General features: G+C 53.1%; 15 protein-coding genes, 1 other RNA gene and 1 pseudogene. 12 read left to right on the forward strand and 5 right to left on the reverse strand.

Annotation, left to right across the window (positions count from 1 at the left end; all coding sequences use genetic code 11):
- The 11 genes and pseudogenes from VE23_RS18145 to VE23_RS18195 all read left to right on the forward strand — a co-directional run.
- Positions 1-523 (forward strand): annotated as a pseudogene (locus VE23_RS18145) (hypothetical protein); the annotation flags it as partial.
- A 288-nt stretch (positions 524-811) separates the two neighbouring features.
- Positions 812-1,297, forward strand: coding sequence for an SsrA-binding protein SmpB (smpB, locus tag VE23_RS18150; protein WP_021878128.1), 486 nt, complete (start codon positions 812-814; stop codon positions 1,295-1,297).
- 373 nt (positions 1,298-1,670) lie between these two features.
- Positions 1,671-2,034: a transfer-messenger RNA gene (gene ssrA, locus VE23_RS25505) on the forward strand.
- Positions 2,035-2,165: 131 nt separating this feature from the next.
- Positions 2,166-3,314, forward strand: a complete 1,149-nt coding sequence (locus tag VE23_RS18155) for a YecA family protein (RefSeq protein WP_049868723.1) — start codon at positions 2,166-2,168, stop codon at positions 3,312-3,314.
- Between the two features lie 304 nt (positions 3,315-3,618).
- Complete coding sequence (locus VE23_RS18165) at positions 3,619-5,349, forward strand: sensor histidine kinase (RefSeq protein WP_232317078.1); 1,731 nt, start codon at positions 3,619-3,621, stop codon at positions 5,347-5,349.
- Positions 5,346-6,425: a response regulator transcription factor gene (locus VE23_RS18170; protein WP_021878125.1), complete on the forward strand. Its 1,080-nt coding sequence runs from the start codon at positions 5,346-5,348 to the stop codon at positions 6,423-6,425. The genes VE23_RS18165 and VE23_RS18170 overlap by 4 nt, the downstream gene beginning before the upstream one ends.
- 319 nt (positions 6,426-6,744) lie before the next feature.
- The gene (locus tag VE23_RS18175) at positions 6,745-8,268 is read left to right on the forward strand and encodes an extracellular solute-binding protein (RefSeq protein ID WP_232312983.1); all 1,524 of its coding nucleotides are present in this window, start codon (positions 6,745-6,747) and stop codon (positions 8,266-8,268) included.
- Positions 8,269-8,472: 204 nt separating this feature from the next.
- Entirely contained in the window at positions 8,473-9,363 is an 891-nt protein-coding gene (locus VE23_RS18180) for an ABC transporter permease (RefSeq protein ID WP_048746137.1), read from the forward strand.
- A gap of 17 nt (positions 9,364-9,380) precedes the next feature.
- A complete protein-coding gene (locus VE23_RS18185; protein WP_021878121.1) occupies positions 9,381-10,268 on the forward strand; it encodes a carbohydrate ABC transporter permease in 888 nt (295 codons plus the stop codon).
- 206 nt (positions 10,269-10,474) lie between these two features.
- Complete coding sequence (locus VE23_RS18190) at positions 10,475-12,049, forward strand: multicopper oxidase family protein (RefSeq protein ID WP_049868727.1); 1,575 nt, start codon at positions 10,475-10,477, stop codon at positions 12,047-12,049.
- 321 nt (positions 12,050-12,370) lie between these two features.
- Complete coding sequence (locus tag VE23_RS18195) at positions 12,371-13,279, forward strand: SDR family oxidoreductase (RefSeq protein ID WP_049868728.1); 909 nt, start codon at positions 12,371-12,373, stop codon at positions 13,277-13,279.
- A 62-nt stretch (positions 13,280-13,341) separates the two neighbouring features.
- On the opposite strand, the gene VE23_RS18200 is transcribed toward VE23_RS18195, so the two are convergent.
- Positions 13,342-14,556, reverse strand: a complete 1,215-nt coding sequence (locus VE23_RS18200; RefSeq protein WP_048746122.1) for a threonine synthase — start codon at positions 14,554-14,556, stop codon at positions 13,342-13,344.
- 282 nt (positions 14,557-14,838) lie between these two features.
- Between VE23_RS18200 and VE23_RS18205 the strand changes: the two genes are divergently transcribed.
- Positions 14,839-15,063 carry a helix-turn-helix domain-containing protein gene (locus VE23_RS18205; protein ID WP_021878117.1) on the forward strand — a complete coding sequence of 75 codons (225 nt, stop codon included), beginning with the start codon at positions 14,839-14,841 and terminating at the stop codon, positions 15,061-15,063.
- A 243-nt stretch (positions 15,064-15,306) separates the two neighbouring features.
- Here VE23_RS18205 and VE23_RS18210 read toward each other — a convergent pair whose 3' ends face one another.
- The 4 genes from VE23_RS18210 to VE23_RS18220 all read right to left on the reverse strand — a co-directional run bounded on the left by VE23_RS18210 (position 15,307) and on the right by VE23_RS18220 (position 19,164).
- Positions 15,307-15,936, reverse strand: a complete 630-nt coding sequence (locus tag VE23_RS18210) for a YfbR-like 5'-deoxynucleotidase (protein ID WP_048746120.1) — start codon at positions 15,934-15,936, stop codon at positions 15,307-15,309.
- 171 nt (positions 15,937-16,107) lie between these two features.
- Positions 16,108-16,746 carry an SGNH/GDSL hydrolase family protein gene (locus tag VE23_RS18215; protein WP_021878115.1) on the reverse strand — a complete coding sequence of 213 codons (639 nt, stop codon included), beginning with the start codon at positions 16,744-16,746 and terminating at the stop codon, positions 16,108-16,110.
- Between the two features lie 309 nt (positions 16,747-17,055).
- Positions 17,056-17,220: a hypothetical protein gene (locus VE23_RS26610; RefSeq protein WP_157053989.1), complete on the reverse strand. Its 165-nt coding sequence runs from the start codon at positions 17,218-17,220 to the stop codon at positions 17,056-17,058.
- Between the two features lie 144 nt (positions 17,221-17,364).
- Positions 17,365-19,164 (reverse strand): sulfatase-like hydrolase/transferase, encoded by a 1,800-nt coding sequence (locus tag VE23_RS18220; RefSeq protein ID WP_049868729.1) that lies wholly within the window; start codon positions 19,162-19,164, stop codon positions 17,365-17,367.
- Positions 19,165-19,267: the final 103 nt, after the last annotated feature.

Here is a 19,267-nt window from a genome sequence, read left to right on the forward strand (position 1 = left end):
GAGCGTGCGGGAGGGCGGCAAGACGGAGAGCTCGAAGCGCACCGACATGTGGGGCCTTCCGGTTCCGCCGAGCAGCATGGGCAACCGTGCCGCAGGACGTCCGGGCGCAGGCGCTCCGGGCAGCGGCAAGGGCCGCGGTCCGGCAGCCGGCGGAGAGGGCCCTCGCGGCGGCTCACGTCCTCCTAAGGGCGCTCGCGGACCTAGCATCTCCGCCGCCCCTCAGGAGACGGCGACAGCGCCGCAGGACAGCACGTCCGCAGGCAATCGCCAGCGCCGCAAGAAGCGCAAGGGCGGCAGCACGGCGCCTTCCATTCGTCAGGTGACGGATGTCGATATCCAAGAGATCTTCGCGGACTTCGACCGCAATGAAGGCGACTCCGCGGCGGCTCCGGCCGCTGCCGAGGGCGGCCCGTCCAAGCGCAGCCGTTCCCGCCGCAAGAAGAACAAAGGCGGCGCGGGAGCTCCTCCTGTGAGCGGCGGCGATGCCGGCGCGAACCAGGGCGGCAGCACGCCGGAAGCATAAGCTGTCGCTTATGGCGCAGGTGAAGGATTCGATACCCCGCCAAGGCGGGTATGAACACGGGGATTGCCGATGCGGCAATCCCCGGTTTTTCATCTCGAAGAAGATCGGTTGCCGCTATTGGCGGCCTGAGTCCTCCCGAACGCCAAGGTTTCGCCTTATGGCGGAGGAAAGCCGTCCTGCTTGTAAGCAGCACTGCAATTGCTGAGACCTGATTTCATTTGCTACAATAAGTGCCGATAGGACTTAAGTCAGTCCCCCCATTCCGACGACAGAAGGGAGCGAAGCACCATGGCTCCGAAGAAGGACCAGTCCCAGAAGCCGCTGGCTCAGAACAAGAAGGCGTCCCATGATTATTTCATCGAGGAAACCTACGAAGCCGGCATGGTGCTCATGGGTACGGAAATCAAATCCTTGCGGACCGGACGCGCCAATCTCAACGATGCGTTCGCAACAATCCGCAATGGCGAGATGTTCCTGAACAACATGCATATCAGTCCGTTCGAGCAGGGCAACCGCCACAATCCGACCGATCCTACGCGTGCCCGCAAGCTGCTGCTGCACAAGTCGCAGATCGCGAAGCTGTACGGCCAGTCCAAGCAGGAGGGCTACTCCATCGTGCCGCTGAAGATCTATGTGCGGAACGGTTATGCCAAGATTCTGATTGGGCTCGGCAAAGGCAAAAAGCAATACGACAAGCGGGATACGGCCGCAAAGCGGGATGCCCAGCGCGATATCCAGCGGGCTCTGCGAGAGAAGCAGAAGGTGGCTAGATAAACAGCCGATTTTGTCAGGTGATGCGCCTTTTCGCCGGATTGCCTTTAGGCTGGACTGCTCATGAGGGAAGCCGAGGCAAGGGGCGATGAGACTCCGCATGCCCATCGTCTGATTGGGCTGATTGGCTGGGAAGCGGGCTTCTCCTGACCGGCTGGATCCCGGGTTGGCTCATTCACCAGATAGCAGCGTAGTTTCCAGCACTTCCTTCGCAATTGCGGCGTCATCTGTGTTATACTAAGTCCATAGCAATCGTTACGTTGGTCTTTGATTCTTTTGCAATGCTGTGCCGCTTGTCTCGTCACAGTCCTTGCGCTTCGGACCGCCGCGCTTACCCTGCAGCTTAGGTGCGGGATAAGGCTGGACGGATCTGTTCGGGGGCGTTTATGGATTCGACGGGGGTAGTTCGAGCATGGGTTGCGGGTAGTGGGGACGCGTCCGCTTTATCAACGCTAAAGCCTATTAAATGGCAACCAACGTACTTCTTTAGCAGCAGCCTAAGAAACTGCACGCTAAGCTCCTCTCCAGCATCGCCTATGTGCCGGATGTAGGGGCTCACCCTTAGTAGGCTACGCTGTCACATCTCCGCCTGGGGTGTGCTGAAGAAGACAATCAGGCTGACCCAGATCGCAGCCGGTTACGGGGCGTCGGCCTGGGTGACATCAAATCCGTGACTACACCCGTAGATGCCTGTGTGCCGTTGCCTTCGGACAGGGGTTCAAATCCCCTCGCCTCCATACTGAAAATCCACAACCGCGAGGTTGTGGATTTTTGCTTTCGCTGACTTGTAATCGGGACCCAACAGGCTCCCGGCCTAGTCCGAAACGTTTTCGTCTCATTCATATGGGTTGGCAGGTAAAGGAGTTATGAAATGGACTTGAACTTGAAAAAAGAGATGCAGCAGCTGAACATCAACCATGCGATTAAAGGTTCGGTCGTGACTGGTCTGAAGGAGATTCTTGCACGGCTGAACAAAGATCGTTTGAACTTCATTGCTGCAAACTGCGCGCTGGCAGGACGCTCCAAGCTGAAAAAGCAGGAGCTTGCGGACGCGCTATACGAGCGGATTACGAATGTGGTCCAGGTACGTTCGGTTCTCCTTACAGCGGAGACGCAGGAATGGGAGCTGGCAAGCCGGCTTCTCCAAGCTCCTTATATTCAGGACGATGCAGTATTTGTGGATGCTTACTTGTTTTTGATGGATAAAGGCTTGGTGTTCAGCTTCATGGAGGGGGATAAGCTGTTCTTTGTCATGCCGGAGGAAGTCAAGGCTGCATATAAGACGCTTGACCAAAAATCATTCCGTGAAGAACGCAGCAGAACCCAGCTAGTGCTCCGGTATATTGAAGCTGCGGCCAATCTGTATGGCATCTGTCCCGTTTCGAAAGTAATCGAGATGATCAATGATCAAAACGGCGGCGGCTTGACGGAGGAGCAATTCAATGGGATTCAATCGTCCGTCTCTGATAAAATGCTGTCCTGGGATATTCAGCGAGGGTTTCTATACAGCGATGGCTTGGAGGGAGAAACCCTGGACGATTACGAAGCGTTTTTGGAGAGTGTAGCTGACAAGCCTTACTACCTTCCTCCGAAGGAAGAGCTGCTGCGATACGCGGATATGAATTACTTTGAGAAGACGCCTCAGCTGGAAGCATTGAAGAGCTACATCATGGGGCAGTTGGGGCAAGAAGAGCGGATGGCTGACGCGATCGCAGATGATATCCAGCTCGCATGCTCGATGGAAGAGCCGCTTGACGTCATCATGGAAGAATTTGAGAGGCGCAGGATCCGCTTGAGCAGGAAGCAGTTGACCGATATGATGCCGCTCCTTGTTGATGTGCGCAATACGACGAGAATGTGGTCCAATCGCGGCTTTACTCCTGCTGAGCTTAACCCGAAGCCGAGCCGGAGCGGGAATGCCGGCAACGTGGTCCAATTCCCATCGGCCTCCTCGAAAATCGGCCGAAACGAACCTTGTCCATGCGGCAGCGGGAAAAAACATAAAAAGTGCTGCCTGTAGAAATAGGAGTCCCTCTATTGAAGACATTTGAACAATCGAGGGAAACAACCCGAGCATCATAGTCCGACAAATGGCCGTTTTGAACAAGCACGCCTAGACACCATACTGAACATCCACAACCGTTCGAGGTTGTGGATTTTTGTTTTCCTCGATTTGTAAATGTTTTGTGCAAAGCAACTTTCCTCTCCACCCAGGAAGGATGATCATGCCGAACAGCGAATATTGATCCATGCTTGCCGGGAGGAGCTGGAGATGCGGTGATCGTTGAATGAAGCCTGCAAGTAGGAGGAGAAGCTTCTTGCGCATGCTGCGCAGCCGGTTCATGTTCTCCTCTCTCCGCAAACGAATCATGGTGTTTCTGACCGTCGGCCTTGTGGGATGCGCCGTCTTGATGGCGTCTGTTTCCTATAATGCCATCTACACGATGCAGCGCGATAAAATCAAGACCTCGATGGCTTTTGATCTGCACCAGCAAACATCGAAGGTGAATCAGATGTACAGCAGCCTGCTTCAGGTTTCGCAGCAGATGACGCCGGAAGGCACGGTCGGCAACCTGATGGAGACGTATATCTCCGCCACGGATATTTACAGCCAGCGTCTTCTCTCTCGCGATATTTCCTACAATATTGGATTGATCACTTTTTCGAATCCGGCTATGGAGCTGGTGATGTACTATAATCCTGCAACCGGGAATGCTTCTTATTCGAATTTGCCGCTGCGCAGCGGCTTCACTCGCCAATCCTTGCCTGATGTTGCCGGCATGGGGGAGCTGAAATACCAGTCTCCGCATAAATCTCTATGCCGGTTCAGCGATGATCAGGTTGTGTCGGTGACACGGGAGATTCGATTTTCAGACGGAACGCAGCTGGTCGTTTATGTGGAAGCCAAATCGGATCTCATCACCGATATGAATTCGCTGGCAGAAAGCTTGAATATCCCTTATACGCTTGTTTTCACCGATTCGAAGGACGCGGTGACCTATAGCAGCAATTCAACGGCTTATGCGGTCGGCCAACGTCTACGGCTGAGCGGCCAATCCGGGATGACGGACGGGTATGTATGGAACCGAATGAAAGGCGAATACGGCTATGACATCACGCTGCTGCTTCCCGTCTCCAGCTACAACCATGAGCTCTATACGTGGAAAAACCATATGTATTGGATACTCGCCGTCGCCCTCCTCATGATGTTCATGCTCACCCTGCTGTTGCGGCGGCTCATCAACAGGCCGTTTCTGATGATTGAGAAGGAGATGAGGACGTTCGGCAAAGGTTACATGGGCACAAGCCGCTATCATACGGGCATTGATGAATTTGACCGAATATTCGATCAGTTCAATGTCATGAAACGGCAGATTCAGCAGCTGATCCTGGATGTCGAGCAGAAGGAAAAGCGCCGTCATCAGCTGGAGATCGAGAAGCTCGCCTATCAGATCAATCCGCATTTTCTGATGAATACGCTTAACTCGGTACGCTGGCTGGCGGTTATGCATAAGCAGGCGGAGATCGAGAAGTTTGTCTCCTCGCTCATTTTTTTACTGAGCTATAATTTGGGCAAATCAGAGGAGAGGGCTACCTTCCGGTCCGAGATAGACGTCATGCGGACCTATCTGGAGCTGCAGCAGATGCGCCATGATTTCGAGGTGAAGCTGGCTATTGCGGAAGGGACATACCTCGACAGCTCGGTGGCGAGGTTCATCCTGCAGCCCATCGTGGAAAATGCCGTCTGTCACGGCCTTGACGACAACGGCAAGCTGGAAATCAGCATAGTGCCGGACGAAACGGCGCAGATGGTTCGTATCGTTATCCGCGACGACGGCAAAGGGCTGAGTCGCGAGACGCTGGCCCTGCTGCAGCGCGACACGCCGGATCAGCAGCAGACAGGCTGGGGGATCGGGCTTCGTTACGTCCGATCCATGCTGGAATCATTTTATGGCTATAAGGCCCGCATGGGGATAGAAAGCACTCCGAATCAAGGCACGACCGTCACATTGGAGCTTCCTGTTCTCCATCCTAGAAAGGAGAGTGCGAGTTGATCCGTGTACTGATTGTCGACGATGACAAGCTTGCCCGCAAAGGCTTGATCTCGATCATGCCCTGGTCCAATCACGACATGATTGTCGTTGGAGAAGCGGCGAACGGCGCGAAGGCGCTGGAGTTTATGGAAAGGCATGAGGTGGATCTCATGTTCGTAGATCTCTCGATGCCGGTCATGTCGGGAATGGAGCTGCTTCAAGTAACAAGACAGAGATTTCCGGGGCTGCGCTCCGTCATTTTATCTTTTCATGAAGAGTTCGAGAATGTGCAGACGGCCTACCGCATGGGTGTGCTCGATTATATATCCAAGGTGCGTCTGGAATCGGAGGACGACGAGCAGATATTGAAGCGAATCCGGCAGCAAATGACAGGAGGAATGGAGCAGCGCTCAACCAAGCCTCCTGCGTTATCCACGCCTTCGCCTGCCCCTGCCCCCGAGCAAAACAGCTGCTCGCAGGAGGAGGAAGAGTGGTGCGCACTGGAGCAGGAATGGCGCTCTCTCTACTGGCTCTATAATGAATCGGTCTTCCAGCGCCTATGCAAGCAGACCGCAGAAGCCAAGGTTTCCTTTCGCCGTCTGGAAGGGCTGTGGATGCGCGTGCTGTCGCAACTGGAAGCTGTTTTGGCCTTGAATGCCGAGCTCCGGTCGGATGCAAATGATGTCCGGTCGGCGATTGAATGGCTGCGCGATTTCAGAAAACGCGTCCATGCGCAGGTTGCGGCTTCAACCGATCTTGCCAATACGACCATCAGCATTCTTAAGGCGGTATTGTTCATTCGCGAGCGGGCTTCGAGTCCTCTGCATGCCGAAGACGTCGCCGATCATGTGCACATGAGCCGAAGCTATTTCAGCCAATGCTTCAAGAAGCTGACAGGGTCTACGTTCAACGATTACTTACGGCAAGAGCGGATCAGAGCCGCCGAGCGCTTGCTGTGCGAGACCAATCGGTCGATTGCTTGGGTCGCTCATGCCGTAGGCTACAACGACTCCAAGTATTTCTCCCAGCTCTTCTATGAGCAGACCCGCCTCTTGCCCTCCGAATTCCGGGCTCAGTTCCATAAGGGGGAGGAATGACAGCAATCAATCGCACAAATGCCTGCCTCAGCCCTGTATCCGCCGCAAAACACGGCACATCCGTCCGACTTTTTTTCCCCGCTTCGAATGTACAATGAGAAGGCAAGGAACGATGGGAGGGACGAGAATGAAAAGGAATATGGCAAAGCTGCTTTCGGTCGTATTGCTTGGCCTTAGTGTGACAGCATGTGCTTCCAATGATTCATCGGATAATTTGAAAGCGTCTTCAGATCCAGGGACGAACTCTGCCGGCCCGGCACTTTCGGGAGATGACCTGGCCTTCTCCAAATTTCCGAAGCCGGTTGATGTCCACATCGGCATGATGGTGGATCCGACAGACAAAACGCTGCCGGAAGGCGACAGCGTCAGCAACAACCAGTATACGCGTTACCTCAAGGACAAGTACAACATCAACGTCATTGTGGATTGGACGGCGGCTACCGGCAACGATTTCAAGCAGAAGGTCAGTTTGACGATCGCATCCGGCAAGCTGCCTGACGGCATGGTCGTCGACGACCGCTCCTTCATGACCAAGGCGGCCAGCTCGGGACTTCTGTATGATATTACCGATCTGTTCCAGCAGTATCAATCCTCGCAGGTGAAGGACATCATGGCAAGCACCGAAGGCCGCGCCATGGAAAATGCCAGCTATAAAGGCAGGATGGTTTCGATTCCGAATATTACGGTCGATACGGACGGCGTTCACGTCCTATGGATCCGCAAGGATTGGCTCGACAAGCTGCAGCTGCCGGTGCCGAAGACGGTGGCGGATATCGAAAAGACGGCGAAAGCTTTCATGGACAACAAGCTTGGCGGAGACAAAACGATCGGCATTGCCGGTCCTTCCAAAAATACGTACCCTTATTCCACCTTCCTCGTTTCCTCCAACAATATGGGAGGATTTGATCCGATTTTTGGGGCGATGGATGCGTATCCGGGATACTGGCTCGACAATGGCGATGGATCGGTCACCTACGGAACGACGACGGATCATACGAAAAAAACGCTGGCTTTGCTGGCTGACTGGTACAAAAAAGGGCTTATCGATCCCGAGGTGGGCACCCGCGACAACGTAGGGGATCCGATCAATGCGAATCAGACGGGAATTTTCTTCGGTCCATGGTGGAATGGCGGCTATGGCAACGGGGACTCCTTCAAGAACGATCCGACTGCGAATTGGCAGGCCTATCCCGTCTATTCCGACGACAACAAGTGGAATGCGCATATGAAGACGACGGGCAGCACCTACACCGTTATCAGCAAAAAAGCCAAGCCGGATGTCGTCAAAGCCATTCTCATCATGAATAATGCCCTTGTGCGCGATGAAGCGACGTTTGACCTGTCGGTCAATGTGGGCTGGTATCCGCTCCGCAACGTGCTGGCTGCGGCCAATGAAACGGAGTATGAATACGCCGAGCTTCTGAAAGTGCTGAAGGGCGAGACCAAGCCCGAGGATTACAACAAGCCGAACAGCTTGTACAAACTGATGTATGCGGATGCAAAGAAGGTGCAGAACGTCATCAAGCCTCCGTATGACGAGCTGAATGTAAGCAACTTCAACACGTCCAACTTCGGCGACTTCCAGCGCTTGTATTCCATTATGATCGGCGATCGTCCGTTCGCAACGATTCCAATCGATAAGAAGGTCTTCAGTGTCACGTACAACCAGACCCCTACCATGGAAACGAAATGGGCCAACCTCAAGAAGATGGAGGATGAGACGGTTCTGAAAATCATCCTCGGCCAAGCGCCTATCGACTCCTTCGACAAATTCGTGAAGGACTGGAAAGCTCAAGGCGGAGATGAGATCACGGCGGAAGTGGCAGGGCTCTTGAAGAAGTGATCGAAGCTTCTGAAAAACAAGCGAATGGCGCGGAATCGTTCTGGAGATACGAATGTGGTCGACCTTGTCACCGGAAGAATGATTCGCACGCAGCGACAACTTTTTCAGTGGCCTCGCAGTAATCATCCAGAGGCTTGCGGAAAGCGCCGGCGGTTCCGTTCCTTTCCGCAAGCATCCTGTTAGGGAGACGGGAGGTCAGCCATGATGAGAAAATTAGGCCATCAGAAACACTATTATTTGATGCTGCTGCCGGGGATGGTCTGGCTTGTGATGTTCAGCATTGTGCCTATGTTCGGAATTCTGATGGCATTTCAGAATTATAACCCGGGTGCGGGGCTGTTCAAATCCCAGTGGGTCGGACTGGACAACTTCAAGTACATGTTTCAGCTCAACGACAGCAAGACGGTTATCACTAATACCTTTATTATCGCCGTCGGCAAAATCGTCCTCAATCTGCTTATTCCGCTTATCTTTGCCATTCTGCTGAACGAAATCCGCAGCATGCGCTACAAAAAGCTGGTCCAAACCGTCGTTTATCTGCCGCACTTTCTGTCGTGGGTGATCCTGTCCACGATTGTCATCGGGATCTTCGGCTATTATGGCGTTGTAAATACGGTCGCAGGGATGTTCGGCTTCGATCCGAAGCTGTTCATGGCGGATTCCGGCATCTTCCGGCAGCTGCTCATCGGCACGGATGTGTGGAAGGAGTTCGGTTATAACTCGATTATCTATCTTGCGGCGTTGACAGGCATCAATCTCAACCTGTATGAGGCCGCCGCCATCGACGGCGCCAACCGCTGGCAGCTGATCCGGCATGTCACGCTGCCGGCGCTGACGACCACGGTCGTGCTGCTCGGCGTCTTGAGTCTTGGCAATGTGCTGAACGCCGGATTCGATCAGGTGTACAACCTTTACAACCCGCTTGTGTATTCAACCGGAGATATTCTGGATACATGGGTGTACCGGCTGGGCTTGCAAAATCTTCAGTATTCGCTGGCGACGGCGGCCGGATTGTTCAAGTCGGTCATCAGCTTTGTGCTGATTTTCATCTCCTATCGGCTGGCATATCGCTATGCCGACTATACGGTATTCTGAAGGAGGAGGGCGCCGCATTGGTCCGAAATACAACATTAGGCTCACGGACGTTCGACATTGCCAATATCGCCATTCTCGGCCTCCTGCTCATCAGCTGTTTATACCCGCTGTGGTATACCTTCTGTGTATCGATCTCCGACAAGTCCGCAGCCAATGCAGGCCTGGTTACGATTTATCCCATCGGATTCTCCTTGACGCCGTATAAGGAGATCATCAACGACAGATTGTTCTTCAACGCGTTCTGGATCTCCATCCAGCGCACCGTGCTCGGTACGTCGTTTTCCTTGCTGATGACCGTACTGATGGCCTACCCGCTGGCCCGGCCCAAGAAAGATTTTAAAATGCGCAATACATTCATGTGGATTCTGGTCTTCTGCATGCTGTTCAACGGGGGGCTGATCCCATGGTATCTCACGATTCAAAACTATCATTTGATCAATACGATCTGGGCGTTGGTGCTGGGCGGAGGCGTACCGGTCTTCGACGTAATCCTGATCATGAACTTCTTCCGCAATCTGCCGAAGGAGCTGAATGAGGCGGCCGTAGTCGACGGAGCCGGTCCGTGGTCGATCTTGTTCCGGGTGTATATCCCGTGCTCCATCCCTGTGCTGGCTGCAGTGGCGCTGTTCCTAAGCGTGTATCACTGGAATGAATTCTTCAGCGGATTGGTGCTGATGAACACTTCCGACAAATACCCGCTCCAGACCTATATCCAGCAGCTTGTCGTCAACATTCCGGTCGGCACCAATCTGACCCCCGAACAATACAAGAAGCTGTCGGAGCTGTCCAACCGGACGCTGAATTCGGCCAAGGTATTTATCGCCATGGTGCCGATGTTGATCGTATATCCATTCCTGCAAAGGTATTTCGTATCCGGCATCATGCTGGGGGCTGTGAAGGAGTAAGGGTGGACTTGGTGGTTGTGCCCAACCACCATTTCCCTCCACCATGAAGACCCCGACCGCAAGAGGTCGGGGTCTATCTTTGTGTTGAAACTGTAGACGGACTGAGCAGACATACAGATTGAAGGAAATTCGGCTATTGGACATAGGGGGACATCTGTCGTTCATACGCTTCATAAGGTGTTCAACGTGAGGAGGTCTCCACTCAAATGGCGGTAAAAGTAAACCTTCAAAAATTCGTCGATAAACTGCCTATTCCCAAAACCATTCGCCCGATAAAACGAGGAAAGAAAGGCTCGTATTATGAAGTGACCATGAGGGAATTTACCCAAAAGCTTCATCGTGATCTAGCGCCTACTCGCTTATGGGGCTACAACGGAATGTACCCGGGTCCTACTTTCGACGTGGTGAAGGGTGAAACGGCATTTGTCAAATGGATGAATGATCTGCCCCATAAGCATTTTCTCCCCATCGATACGACCATTCATGGTGCAGAGAAAACATTTCCTCAGGTTAGGACCGTCGTTCATCTGCATGGCGGAAAACAGCATGACCATAGCGATGGGTACCCTGATGCCTGGTTTACGAGGAATTTTGAACAAACAGGACCTAAGTTCCAAAGAAAAGTATACGAATATCCCAACCTTGAAGCCACGACATTATTTTATCATGACCACGCGATGGGCATTACGAGATTGAACAATTATGCGGGACTTGGAGGTTTTTTTATCATTCGCGACGAGCATGAACAATCCTTGAATCTACCGGCGGGAAAATATGAAATCCCTCTTATGATTCAGGATCGCTCGTTCAACCCGGACGGATCGCTCTATTACCCCGATACTCCCGATAAAAACAATGATCGTCTTCCCTATCCTTCAATTGTCACGCCTTTTGACGCCGATTACATTTTGGTAAACGGCAAAGTATCCCCCTATCTTGAAGTGGAACCGCGAAAATACCGATTTCGGATGTTGAATTTCTGCAATAGTCGAGCCATTTCATTCAAACTGGACTCCGGACAGCCATTTTATCAAATCGGAACAGATCGCGGCTTGCTGGAGAAACCCGTAAAAATGAATGAGATCCTCTTACTGACGACCGAACGTGCGGATGTGATCGTTGATTTTTCCCGATCCTTCGGCAAGACGATCATTCTTAAAAATGTCTTCAAGGGTGCCTCCCCCGAAACAACCGATGTGATGCAGTTTAGAGTAAACACTCCGCTAAAAGCCAAAGATGCCAGCTCTCTTCCTGATCATTTAAGGAAAATCGAATTCCTTTCCAGTGAGACGGCAAAAAGGACAAGAGATCTTACGCTCGTTAGAGTCGAGGATGCATATGGAAGATCCCTGAATTTGCTTGACAGTAAAAGATGGAATGATCCTATATCCGAGAAAATGGACTTAGGATCGATTGAGATATGGCGGTTGATCAATCTGTCCGATGATGACCATCCCATTCATCTGCATATCGTTGACATGCAAATTCTGGAGCGCCAGCCTTTTGACGTTGCTCATTTCAAAGCAACAGGAAACCTTGAATTTACAGGACATGCGCTTCCTCCTGAACCTAACGAAAGAGGATTCAAAGATACGATTCGTGCTCCCGCTGGTACCGTTACTTCTTTTATTGCGAGTTTCGATCCTTTCGCCGGACTTTTTGTATGGCATTGTCACATGCTCGAACATGAAGATGACGAGATGATGCGGCCTTTTCTAATCCTGAAGAAACAAAAGAGGCTTAAACATATCCTGATGAAAATGATCAATGGGAATCGATAGGACCATGACACAGGCTGCCGGCATGACACAGGCTGCCGGCATGACATTGGCAGCCTGATGAGCGATTGGGCAATTGAGCCTGCAAGGTGTTCTTCTGCGAGCCCGATTCTGAGGCCCATTCCGAAAAGCCTATTTTACAGCCAACTGCGAATTTGTTGGGACAAAAGCCCATACAATACAGGGTCTAATGTCTACATCCTCATAAACGGAGGGCGGCACTATGGACTTTCACGGAGGCTTTGAAGGTTTTGAGCACGGAGGTTCCGGGCCGGGAACGGAGGTTTTGGAGGTCCGTTTGGTGTTGGAAGGAGGTGGTGAGCCATGCCATTCTCCTATCCCGCATACCCTCTCCTTGGCTATCGGACCAAGGTAGTTCAGGAGCCTATAGCATTTCCTCCGCAGCATCAGGATCAAGTCCCTGGTTTGGAGTATCTCATGGTGCCTCGTCCTATTTTTGATTACCCGGGCTATGTAGGGAGCTGCAAGCTGAAAGGGAAGGTTGCGATCATTACGGGAGGCGACAGCGGATTCGGCCGCGCCATTGCGGCCGCTTATGCGAAAGAAGGAGCAGACCTCGCTATTGTCTATTTAAATGAACATATTGATGCGGAAGAAACCAAAAAGTATGTGGAGCAATTCGGCATTCGCTGTCTGCTTCTAGCCAGAGATCTTCGCGATCCAGCCAGCTCGCCGGATATAATAGCCGAAACGCTCCGCCATTATAATAGACTGGATCTCTTGATCAATAATGCTGCCGTTCAACCTTTTACGAGCAGTATCATGGACATTTCCAATGAACAACTCGAAAATACTTTTCGAACGAATATATTTCCCTTGTTTTATTTGACTAAAGCGGCTCTTCCTTATTTGGATAAAGGCAGCACCATCATCAATACGACTTCAAGGGTCGCCTACGAAGGAGACAAGGATGTCATTGATTACTCTGCAACCAAAGGCGCAATTGTAAGCTTTACTCGCAGCATGGCGCTGTCGTTGGCAGAGAAAGGGATCCGTGTCAATGCGGTCGCTCCGGGTCCGTCATGGACGCCGCTTAATGTCAGCACCTACTCCAAGGAGCATGTGGCGGCTCTAGGCACGGACATTCCGCTTGGCCGTGCGGCACAGCCTTTCGAGATCGCACCAGCATTCGTATACCTTGCAGCAGACGATTCCATGTACGTAACCGGTCAAGTCATTCATGTCAATGGAGGTTTGATCCGCTACTCCTGATTTCAGGCAGGCCTCGATCCACAACCGTTTGAGGTTGTGGATCGAGGCCTTCTTATCCCGTCTTACAGCCGGACCATCCGGTCTTGCGGCTGTAAGACGGGCGCTTCGACCTGAACGGTTTCCGGATATTTAATGCCGCTGCCGGTGTTGAGAGCGACAACCGTCTCTCCGTCCTTGATCCAGCCGCTTTCTCTCAGCTTGCGCGCAGCGGAGAACGTGGCCGCTCCTTCGGGACATACGAAGGCCCCTTCCAGGCGGGCGATGGTGCCCTGCTCCCGCAGCAATTCCGCATCCGTTATCGAGACGGCGCAGCCGTTCGTCTTGTATACCGCCTCCAGCACGAGGAAATCGCCCAGCGCCTTCGGCACATTGATGCCAAATGCCGCTGTCGACGAATCCGGCCAGAACTGCGATTCCGGCTTCCCCTCCTCCCAAGCCTTGACAATGGGAGCGCAGCCTTCAGCCTGCACGGCAACGAGACGCGGCAGCCTGTCCGGAATCCAGCCCAGCACCGCAAGCTCGTGCAGCGCTTTGTAGATCCCGATCAGCCCGACGCCTCCGCCTGTCGGATACAAGATCACATCGGGAAGCTCCCAGCCCATCTGCTCCGCGATCTCAAGCCCCATCGTCTTCTTGCCTTCGATCCGGTAAGGCTCCTTGAGCGTCGAAGCGTCAAACAGGCGATGCTCGTTCACGGCTTGACCGACCATTTTCCCGGCATCGCTGATGAGTCCGTTCACCAAATTCAAGTTGGCGCCGGAAATGGCGCATTCATTTCTCGTAATGAGAGGCGCGCCGACTGGCATCACGATGGAAGCGCGCATTCCCGCTCTTGCAGCGTAAAGCGACCAGGCCGCTCCGGCATTGCCGTTCGTAGGCATGGCCAGCTCCTGAACGCCAAGCTCCTTGGCCTTCGAAACGCCGACGGCCGCGCCGCGAGCCTTGAAGCTGCCGGTCGGAATGATTCCTTCGTCTTTCATCCACAAGCGCTCGATTCCCATATCCAGGCCTATCCGGTCCATCGGCAGCAGCGGCGTCATTCCTTCTCCCAGACTGACGATATGTTCCGGAGACGATACAGGGAGAAGCTCGTGATAACGCCACAAGTCATTCGGTCTTCCAGCCAGATCGGAAGGCTTCCATTGCCGCTTTAAGCTTTCCAAATCGTAATCCGCCAGTAAAGGAGATCCGCATTCGCACAGCTGCTGGATTTTATCCGATGGATACGTTTGAAGGCATTTAGGACAATGCAGATGAGTTAGATAGCTGAATGACATCTTTATCCTTCCTTTGCGCTAGGTTTGAATTCAGCCTTTCTTTTGCACAAGGTTATTATTGACCCCATCCACTGTAAACGTAACACCAGGCTCTTTTGAGCGTCAAGCCAAACTCTTATTTAGACGATTTGAATAGTTGGAATCATGGAAAGGCATAGAGGTTTAAGGTTAGATTTAAAGTGGATTGCAGAGCGGTTTAGGAGATCGCCCAAACTTCTGCTATAATAGAAGAAATGAGGCCAATAAAACTCATTGGCTGCGAATAGGGAAGGATGCGCGAATATGAATGCATTCGAAGACTGGAATCTAAAGGTGAAAAAAACCTTCAACGCCACAAGCAATGAAGTCGTGCTGACGGTCACGGAAGCAGGTCATTTGCTGGGCCTTTCCAAAGATCAGATGAAAACCTATGCGGATAAGAACAGGCTGACCAAAGTTCCGATCATGAGAAGTGTTCATCGGTACCTCTTGCTGAAGAGTGAAATAGATGAGCTGGTAAAGAAATAAGAACGGGTTCGAGCTGACACCAATGAGGTGTTTTTTTTTATAATGGGGGTTGTTCCGGATCCATCCGAACGTGAGTGGAAGGCAGATGGCTGGGTACGGATGCCTCAAGACGGCAGGAAGGAAAATGACAAGGATAGAATTCGCGGTGTAAACATTAAGCATGAAGGGGAGGGGGCGATGTGCGGAGGAGGGCAATGGGCGTGTGCCAAGCCCTAAGCCCTTGGACAAATGAAGGCGAAATCGCTATAGCTCCAGAGCTTCATTCGTAATCTTCCGAATATCAAAGGGACAATCGGAGCTTTCCTTCACGATGTCGGGCAGGATGTTCGCCAGGAAGTAATCCACGCAATGGAGCTTGATTTTCTTGATTTTGATGAGCGCTTCGCGGTACATCGTGACGAACTCCTTCTCCCGGTTGCCTCTTTGCAATTCGGTAAGCGCCTCGTATACCTGATCGAGCTTGTCGGCCACCTCGAGAATGAGCCCTTCGACGGAATCGTCCTTGCCTTCGCGCAGCTGCCTGCGGAAGATAGGCTTCAGCTCCTCGGGAATATTTTCTTCGATAAAGAGAGCGATCATGCCCTCCTCTACCTGCTGCAGCATGCCCCGCAGCTCCAGAGAGTGATGCTTGACGGGCGTTTTGATGTCGCCGATGAAGATTTCGCCGTAATCATGGCTGCTCGTAATTTCGTACAGCTTCTTCCAGTCGATCGCCACGCCATTGCTTTCCTCGATATCCGCCAGCGTTTTGGCGTATTGAACGACTTTCCAGGAATGCGCGGACACGCTATGCTCTTCAAACTTGAATTTGCCGGGACAGCGAATGATGCGTTCGAGATCGTTCAAGGATTGAAAATACGCATGAATTCCCATAGATGATGTTCCTTTCTTCACAGAAGTAGCAGCGTGAGGCTGTACAATCAGTTTATGGCCGAATTGTTAATGGACGATAAATAAAAACAGGAAATAAATGGATGAACCACCGAAAAACACCGTCCGATAGGAGCGGTGTTCGTTGGAATTCAACAATTCTATGCTGCTAGGCTACTTGCCGGAGTCCAGATAAGGAATCAATCCCGATGCAATGACTTGATGCCCGCGATCATTGGGATGGATCGGCATGAATCCGCTTAAGGCATCCTCGACTTTCCCTTGCCGATAGCCGTAGATCAGACTGGCTTGTTTGCCTTCGAACCATTTATGGGCCGGGGCGACCGCAGCGCCGTAACGGCGGGCGACTTCAATCGTGGTCTGGTTGAGGGAACGAATGCCTGCAATCGCAATCGAACTGTTCGGGAAGGGATTGTATTGCGTGAAGCAAATGAGGCGGGCATGGCTCGTTTTATCCAAATGGCCTAGAATCTGGCTGAGATTTCGCCGATAATTCAATAGAGCTTGCTGAATGGCCGGCGGCTTCTGTGTCGCGATGGATGCCAAGGCGGCATCCGCTATATCGACCCCGCCGATCCATACCGAGACGATGTCGGATTGGCTGATGCCCGGTGTGCCTTTTACGGCACGCAGCAAATCCTCGCTGCTCCAGCCGGGCTGAGCCAAGACATTTCCGGCAACTCTCCGGGTGCGAGAATTCAGGGAGGCGACCGCCAATCGGGGATAGGCTTTTGCAAATGAAGAAGCATTTTCCCCAAATGTAATGGAATCGCCAAGAGCGGTATAAAGCATGTTGTCATCACCCTACCTATTCATATTCACCTGCCTGCCAAGCGGTTATGCGGCTTGAATCCGCCTGTGCATCTATGAGATAGGATATTTTCCGGCCGTACAGGTTGCTTGGACATTGGGAACGAATTGTTCTTGGACGATCAGAAAGAATGAACTGAAATAGAAATCGTTCTTAGTAAAGATCCAATCCATTGCTGCGGGGGGCCGTTGAGGTTGACTGGAGAACAGTTTGCAGAGCTAGTCAAGCAATTGGAAGTGAACAACCCCCGCTGCCACCGGCAGCGGGGGTTGCTTTTTTTGAATCAGAGATTAGGATTGCCCCTGCGAGGAGAAGCCGGATGAAGCCGGACGGCCGTCTCGAGGGACGCGCGGAAACCGCCAGGCCACCGGCAGCGCCAGCAGGACAGCGGCAATCAGCAGCCCGATGGCCGCCAGCCGCCGGTCCAGCAGCAGCTGCGCGGCGATCGTCAGCACGCCGAGATTGCCGTACAGGAGCAGCAGCCCGGCGATGGTGCCGGCTTCGCTCAGCGGAGCGCGAGCCGGGCAGAGGAGGATTCCGGATTTTTCACGGAATGCACCGTCCTTGTCGGTCCATGCCCTTCACTCCTCTCGGGCCGGCTATCCCTCAGGGCGCTCCACCGCTCCTGCAGCACCCGACAGGGAAGGCGGCTGAGCCGGATAGAGCCGCTTCCGCTGCGACTGCTGCTTCAACAGCTGCATCATCCCCTGCATCATGCTTAGAGTCTCTTGTGAGGCATGCAGAGGATGGGCAAGATTGCAGGCTTCAAGCGGATCGCAGGTCAGATTGTACAGCTCGAATTCGTCCGCGGCCGGCTTCGTTTTGATCTGCTTGACCCATGTGGAACACGTCCCGCAAGCCCTGTCTCCGACCGGCTGCATCGTTTCGTCCTGTATACCGGGCTCGCTCCAGAATTGAATATTGTCGAAATACCGGGAGAGCTTCCATATTTCCTTGCCGTTCTGTCTTTGCACCGCCGCGAGCACGGTCTCGATGTGGTTGGGCTGGACAACGGACGGATAGGGAGCTCCGAGCGGATTGGCTTGATGCTGGCCTCGGGTCGCATCGTCGTCGGTCATGAAATAGATCGGCTCATCCGGCAGAGCCTCGCGGGCCTGATCCCTGATCCAAGGAGCGAGATCGCGACCGACGAAAGTTCTCACCTCGCTGAATTTCGTCTGCAGGCGCTGCTGAATCTCCGCGATATTTACATTCGCCAGTCCCAGCATCGTCGGCAGAAGATCGACATGGCTGGTCAGGGCATGGATATCCCGATGCTCGGGAATCAGCTGTTTATGATGGATGACCAAAGGAACATGGAGCATCTCCTCATAGGCGCAGTAAAATTTCTGATGGAGATTGCCGTGCGCGCCGAGCAGATCCCCGTGGTCGGATGTGAAAATAACGATGGTGTTGTCATAAAAGGAGGACTGGACGAGGGCGTCAACGACTTTCGCCATTTGGCGGTCGGCGTTTTTTTGGAGCTGGTAATACAGCTGGCGGTAGAAGGAGTTGTCGATGATGGGCTGCAGGGCTCTAGGGTAAATATCCCGATAGCTGGCTTGACAGCGCGGCTTGGCGGCCAGAGATTCGCTCAAGGTCGGCGGGGGAGCGACCGGGGGCATCGGCTCCACCTCGAAGCTGAAATCAGGCAGCTGCGCGGCAAGAGCGCCATATAAGACGATATCATGCGGATTCACGAAGGAGGCGACGATCAGCCAGGGCTCCATCTCCTTCTTTCCGTCCTTGCTGCGGTCGAGCGCTTCGATGAGCTCGGCGGCCTCCGTACCGTAAACCTCGTCGCGGCCGCTCAATCCGAATGCGGCGGAAGAAGCGGAGTTCCGAGGATTTTTCCCGTGCGGCTCCGGCCCGATCCAGCTGGAAAACCCGTAGCTTTCCAGGCGGCCGGCCTGTTCATAGACTCGTTCCTGTTCGGGATCGGGCACGCCGGTCAGCGGATCATAGCTGGGGAGGCTTTTATGCGTGCCCGGAATGGTGATGTCCGCGTTGGAAAGATGCCATTTTCCCTTGTAATAGGTCTGGTAGCCGGCTTCGCGGAAGTAATTGCCCATCGTCGGCACCGTATTGCTGTTCAGCCAATACATATCGGAGTCGAACGCGCTCTTCGCGATCCCGTCCGTCTGGCTGACGCCGTGAAGGGAGGGATAATGGCCGGTAAACAAGGTGGCGCGGCTGGGACAGCAGGCCGTGCTTCCAATATAATGCCGGTGAAATTCAAGCCCGTTGGCTCTCAAATACTCCTGGGCAGCAAGACTTTCCTTGCGCCAGGCCCTCAGCTCCTCGCTCTCGTAAATGGGAGGGTACCGTTCCTCGTCGACGAGCAGGACGAGGAAATTGGGTTTCTTCGTTGAACGGGAAGGCGCGGGGGCCTCATTCATGGAAACCACATCCTAGGTCAGGTCTTTAGTCGAGAATATGCCGCGGGGCAAAAAATCAGTAGCGGTTTGCCGCTGCCTGCAAAAATTCGCAGGAGGAGTCTTC

The sequence above is a fragment of the Paenibacillus sp. D9 genome (assembly GCF_001188365.1).
Classification (GTDB): domain Bacteria; phylum Bacillota; class Bacilli; order Paenibacillales; family Paenibacillaceae; genus Paenibacillus_O; species Paenibacillus_O humicus.